At 70.6% G+C, this 7,207-nt stretch carries 5 protein-coding genes; 1 reads left to right on the top strand and 4 read right to left on the bottom strand.

All coding sequences use genetic code 11. From position 1 onward, the window contains the following. Window positions 1–395: 395 nt before the first annotated feature. The gene (locus ACNQOV_RS17930) at window positions 396–1,904 is read right to left on the bottom strand and encodes a sensor histidine kinase (RefSeq protein WP_022905936.1); all 1,509 of its coding nucleotides are present in this window, start codon (window positions 1,902–1,904) and stop codon (window positions 396–398) included. Between the two features lie 117 nt (window positions 1,905–2,021). On the opposite strand from ACNQOV_RS17930, the gene ACNQOV_RS17925 reads away from it, so the two are divergent. Next, complete coding sequence (locus tag ACNQOV_RS17925; protein WP_022905937.1) at window positions 2,022–2,435, top strand: Rv3235 family protein; 414 nt, start codon at window positions 2,022–2,024, stop codon at window positions 2,433–2,435. 77 nt (window positions 2,436–2,512) lie between these two features. Here ACNQOV_RS17925 and secA read toward each other — a convergent pair whose 3' ends face one another. From secA to ACNQOV_RS17910, 3 genes are all read right to left on the bottom strand, one after another. Then, a complete protein-coding gene (gene secA / locus ACNQOV_RS17920; RefSeq protein WP_402268090.1) occupies window positions 2,513–5,293 on the bottom strand; it encodes a preprotein translocase subunit SecA in 2,781 nt (926 codons plus the stop codon). A 158-nt stretch (window positions 5,294–5,451) separates the two neighbouring features. Beyond that, window positions 5,452–6,156, bottom strand: a complete 705-nt coding sequence (gene hpf / locus ACNQOV_RS17915) for a ribosome hibernation-promoting factor, HPF/YfiA family (protein WP_416396260.1) — start codon at window positions 6,154–6,156, stop codon at window positions 5,452–5,454. Window positions 6,157–6,422: 266 nt separating this feature from the next. Next, window positions 6,423–7,207, bottom strand: a 785-nt coding sequence (locus ACNQOV_RS17910) for a ComF family protein (protein ID WP_416396258.1), incomplete at its 5' end; no start/stop codon positions are given.

Here is a 7,207-nt window from a genome sequence, read left to right as displayed (position 1 = left end):
CGGTTGCGCCGCGCGCGCCGCGCGCACCCCTCATGCCGCGCGCCGCGCGCCGCGCGGCGAACCACGGAACCGACGTCGAACCAGGGCCGGACGGCGGTTCGACGTCGGGAACGTGGTTCGATGCGGCCCTGACGGGCGCGCACCGCGCCTCCAGGAACAGCGCAAGCCTGCGTACAACGAAAACCACACGACGCCGCGGGATCGCGTGGTTCGCACACACGTTCGTTGTGCGGCCGGCCGCTGCGGCTGCCCGCCACGGCGCGCGCGCCGGCGCGCGCCACGCGGCGAACCACGTTCCCGACATCGAACCAGGGCCGGACGGCGGTTCGACGTCGGGAACGTGGTTCGACGCGGGCCGGGCGGGAGCACGAAGCACCCGACGACCCGCCCGCGGGTTACGCGGCGCCCGGCGTCGCCGTCAGCCAGCGGAACGGGATCGTGATGGTGACCTCGGTGCCGCTGCCGGTCAGCGTGTGCCAGTCGATCGTGCCGCCGAGTTCGCCCTGGATCAGCGTCCGGACGATCTGCGTCCCGAGGCCCGATCCGACCTTGCCCTCCGGCAGGCCCCGGCCGTTGTCGCGCACCTGGATGTCGAGGTGGTCGTCGAAGCGCTCGGCCACGATCTCGACCTCGCCGTCGCGGCCGTCCAGCCCGTGCTCGACGGCGTTCGTGACGAGCTCGGTGAGCCCGAGCGCGAGCGGGGTCGCCGCCTCGGACGGGAGCACCCCGAACTCGCCCGTCTTCTTCGGACGCACGGTGGTGTTGTGGGACGCGGCGACCTCGGTCACGAGCTTCAACACGGAGTCGAACACCTCGTCGAAGTCGACGTTCTGGCTGAGGCCCGTCGACAGGGTGTCGTGCACCACGGCGATCGCGGCCACGCGGCGCATCGCGTTCTGCAGCGACGTCCGTGCTTCGTCCGAGTGGGTCCGACGGGCCTGGATGCGCAGGAGCGACGCCACCGTCTGCAGGTTGTTCTTGACCCGGTGGTGGATCTCGCGGATCGTGGCGTCCTTCGTGATGAGCTCGCGCTCCTGGTGGCGCAGCTCGGTGACGTCGCGGCACAGCACGATCGCACCGATGCGCTCACCGTGGTCGCGCAGCGGGATCGACCGCAGCGAGACGGTGACGCCCTTGGACTCGACGTCCGCGCGCCACGGGGCACGCCCGGTGACGACGAGGGGCAGCGACTCGTCCACGTCGAGCTGCGCGCCGATGAGTTCGGTGGTGACCTCGGCGAGGGACTTCCGCTCGAGCTCACCTTCGAAGCCCATCCGGTTGAAGGCGCTCAGGCCGTTCGGGCTGGCGAACGTGACGACACCGTTCGTGTCGAGGCGGAGCAGGCCGTCACTCGCGCGCGGGGCGCCACGACGCGGTCCGGCCGGCGCACCGATGTCCGGGAAGTCGCCGGTGGCGATCATGCCGAAGAGGTCGTTCGCGCTCGCGGTGAAGTTGAGCTCCTGACGGCTCGGGGTGCGCATCTCGTCCTGGTTCGAGTGCCGCGTCACGACCGCGATCGGGCGCTCGGTCGTCTCGGCGCTGTTCGCGCTCAGGCGGCGGAGGACCGGGATCGCCCGGACGCGGGTCGGGGTGTCCTCGTACCAGTCCGGCTCGGCCGAGTCGACGACCCGCGCGCCGGCGAAGCACTCGGTGACCTGCTCGCGCCACTCCTCGCGGATCTCCTGCCCGACGATGTCGCGGTAGAAGAGCGTCGCCGCGGAGCTGGGGCGCGCGTGCGCGACCGCCACGAACGAGCCGTCCTCGGACGTCGGCACCCAGAGGACCATGTCCGCGAAGGACAGGTCGGCGAGCAGCTGCCAGTCGCCGACGAGCAGGTGCAGCCACTCCACGTCGGCTTCGGAGGAACGGCCTTGTGCGAGGACGAGGTCACTGAGGGTCGACACCCGCCCAGTCTAGGTGCGCGCCTCTGTGGACAACTTCGCGCTCTCCACAGCCTGGGGCGGACTCATATTTCTCATGTTGTACGCGCCCTACGCTCAGCCCCGACGAAAGGGGCAGGGGTGGCCGAGGAAGCACACCGGATCGATGATGCAGAGCCGACGGGGGACGTCCTGCGGCTCAGCGTGGTGCCGCCGCCGACGGACGTCGAGGACACCGCGCGCGCACTCGGTCTCTGCGTCGCCGAGATCCTGACCGGGTCGCGCGAGGTCGACAGCATCGCCCGGTGGATCACCGACGAGGTCCACCGGCACCTGCAGCAGCGTGCCGCCGTCGCCGCGCGCGCCCGGCAGCTCGGCGGACGCTCACGGGGGCGGGCACTGCTGCGGGTCGGGAGCGTGATCGTGTGCCGACCCGCCGACGGGGTCGCCGAGGCGACCATCGTGGTGCACACGCGCAGTCACGCCCGTGCCGTCGCGATGCGGTTGGAGGAGCGGCAGGGCCGCTGGCGCGCGACGGCCGTCGGGGTCCTGTGACGCCTCTGGGGTGACCGGGAGACGGACAGGAGGGACGGTGCCAGCGGCACCGTCCCTCCTGTCCGTCTGGTCCTGCGTCAGCCCTTCTTGGCGGCCTGACGACGCTCCGCGCGGTTGCCCGCAGCGGCCTGGCCGGAGGCCGTCGCGGCGTTGCCGAACGCGGAGCCCTGCTCCGGGCCGGCAGCCGCCTCGGCCTCGGCCTGCGCCTTCTGCGCCCGAGCCGTGGCTGCCTGCTCGAGGCGACCGCGCTCGTCGCGGACCTCGACCTCGCCGTCGATCGACGGAGCGGAGTACTCGAGACCGGAGACCTCGTCCTCGCCGAGGCCCTTGGCCTCGATGACGGCGTTCTCCCCGTCGGACTGGACCTGCACCTCGAGGTTGAAGAGGTAGCCGACCGACTCTTCGCGGATCTGACCCATCATGCTCTGGAAGAGCGCGTAGCCCTCGCGCTGGTACTCGACCAGCGGGTCGCGCTGCGCCATCGCGCGGAGGCCGATGCCGTCCTTCAGGTAGTCCATCTCGTACAGGTGGTCACGCCAGCGGCGGTCGATCACCGAGAGGACCACGCGGCGCTCGAGCTCACGCATGGCCTCGTCGCCGAGGAGTTCCTCGCGCTGCTGGTAGGCGAGCTTGGCGTCGGAGAGGATCTCGCGGCCGAGGAACTCGCGCGACGCCTTGCCCTTCGAGCCGGCCTCGGTGATGACCTCGTCGATCGAGATCGAGATCGGGTAGAGCGTGCCGAGCTCGGTCCACATGGCGTCGAGGTCCCAGTCGTCCGCGTTGCCCTCGGCGGTGTGGGAGTCGAGCACGTCGTCGACGACGCTCTTCAGGAACGACTGCGCACGGTCGTGGATGTCGTCGCCCTCGAGGATGTGACGGCGGTCGCTGTAGATCGCCTCACGCTGGCGGTTGAGGACGTCGTCGTACTTCAGGACGTTCTTGCGGATCTCGGCGTTGCGGCCCTCGACCTGCGCCTGGGCCGAGCGGATCGCACGGCCGACGAGCTTGTTCTCGATCGCGAGGTCGTCCGGGACGTTCGAGCGGCCCATGAGGCTCTCGGCCGCGCCGGAGTTGAACAGGCGCATGAGGTCGTCGGTGAGCGACAGGTAGAAACGGCTCTCGCCCGGGTCGCCCTGACGACCGGAACGACCACGCAGCTGGTTGTCGATGCGGCGGGACTCGTGACGCTCGGTGCCGAGGACGTAGAGCCCGCCGGCTTCGCGGACCTTGTCGGCCTCGTCCTTGATCTCGGCCTTGACGCGGTCGAACACCTCGTCCCAGGCGGCCTCGTACTCTTCCGGGGTCTCCGTCGGGGACAGGCCCTTGGCGTGCATCTCCTGCACGGCGAGGAACTCCGAGTTGCCACCGAGCATGATGTCGGTGCCGCGACCGGCCATGTTCGTGGCGACCGTCACGGCGCCCAGGCGACCGGCCTGCGCGACGATCGCGGCTTCACGCGCGTGGTTCTTCGCGTTGAGGACCTCGTGCTTGACGCCCTTCTTCGCGAGGAGCTTCGACAGGTACTCGGACTTCTCGACGCTGGTGGTACCGACGAGGACCGGCTGGCCCTTCTCGTGGCGTTCGGCGATGTCCTCGGCGACCTGCTCGAACTTGGCCTTCTCGTTCTTGTAGACGAGGTCGGTCTGGTCGATGCGCTGCATCGGCTTGTTCGTCGGGATCGGGACGACGCCGAGCTTGTAGGTCGACATGAACTCGGCGGCCTCGGTCTCGGCCGTACCGGTCATGCCGGACAGCTTCTGGTAGAGGCGGAAGTAGTTCTGCAGCGTGACCGTGGCGAGGGTCTGGTTCTCGGCCTTGACCTCGACCTTCTCCTTCGCCTCGATCGCCTGGTGGATGCCCTCGTTGTAGCGACGGCCCATCAGGATGCGGCCGGTGTGCTCGTCGACGATGAGCACCTCGCCGTTCATCACGACGTAGTCCTTGTCGCGCTTGAACAGGGCGACGGCCTTGATCGAGTTGTTCAGGAACGAGATGAGCGGGGTGTTCGCCGACTCGTACAGGTTGTCGATGCCGAGGTAGTCCTCGACCTTCTCGATGCCGGGCTCGAGCACGCCGACGGTGCGCTTCTTCTCGTCGACCTCGTAGTCCTCGCCCGGGGTGAGGCGGGTCGCGATCGACGCGAACTCGGTGAACCAGCGGTTGGCCTCGCCGGAGGACGGGCCGGAGATGATGAGCGGCGTGCGGGCCTCGTCGATGAGGATCGAATCGACCTCGTCCACGATCGCGAAGAAGTGCCCGCGCTGCACCATGTCGGACGCCTGCCACGCCATGTTGTCGCGCAAGTAGTCGAAGCCGAACTCGTTGTTCGTGCCGTACGTGATGTCGGCGGCGTACTGCTCGCGACGCTCGGCCGGGGTCTGGTTCGCGATGATGCAGCCGGTCGTCATGCCGAGGGCGCGGAACACGCGGCCCATGAGCTCGGACTGGTACGACGCGAGGAAGTCGTTGACCGTGATGACGTGCACGCCGCGGGACGGGATCGCGTTGAGGTACGCGGCCGTCGTGGCGACGAGGGTCTTGCCCTCACCGGTCTTCATCTCGGCGATGTTGCCGAGGTGCAGCGCGGCACCACCCATGAGCTGGACGTCGAAGTGCCGCATGCCGAGGGTGCGCTTCGCTGCTTCCCGCACGGCGGCGAACGCCTCGGGCAGCAGGTCGTCGAGGGTCTCGCCGTTCGCGTAGCGCTCGCGGAGCTCCTTGGTCTCGTCCTGGAGTTCCTCGTCGGTGAGGCTCGCGAAGTCGTCCTCGAGGTCGTTGATGGCCGAGGCGTACGCCTTCAGCCGACGGAGGGTGCGTCCTTCGCCGATGCGGAGGACCTTCTCCAGCACGTTTGCCACGTGAGCTCCTTACGAGATCGTCACGCGCGACCTGCGCGATGCGAACAGCCAGTCATGCTAGCAACCCGGCGACTCCGGCCGCTGTGAACGGAGCGGGTGTGCGCGGCCCGCGAACGGACCGCGCACACCCGGGTGCCGTCGGTGGTGCTGAGCGATCGTCAGGCGATCGCGACCGCCGGTTCCGATCCGGACGCCGCTGCCGGCGTCGTTTCGGCGGACGGGTCGTCGATGCCGATCACGCCGTAGTCCCAGCCCTTGCGGCGGTAGACCACGCTCGGTCGGTGCGTCTCGGCGTCGACGAACAGGTAGAAGTCGTGTCCGACGAGCTCCATGAAGTACAGCGCGTCGTCGACCGTCATCGGACCGGCCTCGAAGACCTTGTGCCGGATCACCACGGGGCTGTAGACCTCGTTCTCGTCGTCCTCGACCGTGGCGTCCACGACCGGCACGGCACCCGTCGCGACGGTCTCGATGAGCTTGCCGTCGGCGGGGACGACACCCATCCGCTCGAAGGCGGTCCCGGAGGCCTCGGAGACCGAGGTCGGGCGGTGGCGCCCACGGTGCACCTTGCGGCGGTCGCGTGCCCGGCGGAGTCGCTCCATGATGCGGGCGAAGGCCAGGTCGAAGGCGGCGTACTTGTCCGATGCGGCGGACTCCGCCCGCACGAGGGGCCCGGGGCCGATGAGGGTCAGTTCGACGCGGTCCTCACCCTGCCCGCCCGACTTCTCGTTGTGGCGGCTGATGCGCACCTCGAACGCGAGGGCGCGGTCGGCGAGCACGTCGATCTTCTCGGACTTCTGTTCGACGTAGGTGCGGAATCGGTCGGTGACCCCGATGTTCCGGCCCGTGATCGTCACGTCCATGTGGCGGCTCCCATCCAGACTCAGCGCGTCGCCTCCATCCGGCGATCCTGAACGCCTTGACGCGAGGCTAGACCCGGTGACCCCCGGGCGTCACGCGAAGTCGGTGAGTCGCCCGGACACCCACCGGACACACAGTGGCCACCGAGCGTTCACCGATGTGGTCGTGCCGCCGGCGAGCGACGTGGACCCGGCCACGGACCCGGACACGGACACGGGATTGGACACGGGACCGGGCACGGGGCTCGTTGGTGCCGGACCGTCGCCCGTCAGTCGTCCACGCTGGCGACGGCGACGCACCGCACGACCCGACCACCCGCGGCGCGGACGGCCCGCACGGCCTCGGCCATCGTGACGCCCGTCGTGACGACGTCGTCGACCACGACGACCGGCCGACCGGCGACGCCCTCGGCCGCGAGGGTGCCGACCGTCGCCGCGACCCGTTCGACCGCGCTGCGCTCCTTCTGCCCGGCGCCGGCCCGACCACCCGCGCCCACGGCTCCCCCGGGCGCGTCCCCGGCACCGAGCCGCCACGACGCACGGGACCGCACCCGCGACAGCGCCCGGGAACGCCGGACGCCCCCGCGCGCCGCCAGGAGCACGACCGGGTCGAATCCCCGGCGCCGGGCCCCGCGGGGTGAGGGCGGGACCCGGAGCAGCACGGCGCCCGGCCCGGCCTCGGCGAGCGCCGTCCGCACGAGCCCGCCGAACCGCGCGCCGAGGGGTCCGGCGAGGTCGACGCGCCCGCGGAGCTTCAGCTCGAGGAGCATCGTCCGGACGAGCCCGGTGTACTCGAAGGCCGCGTCCAGCCGCACCCCCGCGACGAGGCGCACCCGACCGGGCATCGCGTCGAGGACCTGCCGACAGGGCATGCAGAGGGCACGGTCGGGTCGGCCGCACCCGGCGCACGCCACCGGCAGGAAGAGCCCGACGACCGCGAGCACCGCGTCCCGCCAGGGCCGCGCGACGCCGACGGCGCCAGCCGCAGCCGCAGCGCAAGCCGCACCCGCGGCACCAGCCGCACCCGCCGCACCCGCGGCACCAGCCCTGTCTC

Source organism: Curtobacterium sp. LFS084 (assembly GCF_047977705.1).
GTDB lineage: Bacteria > Actinomycetota > Actinomycetes > Actinomycetales > Microbacteriaceae > Curtobacterium.
This window is presented reverse-complemented; position numbering and strand designations above follow the sequence as displayed.

What these genes read in the sequence shown, in the direction of transcription:
- hpf (WP_416396260.1), bottom strand. Translation starts at nt 6,156, where the DNA reads ATGGACGTGACGATCACGGGCCGGAACATCGGGGTCACCGACCGATTC.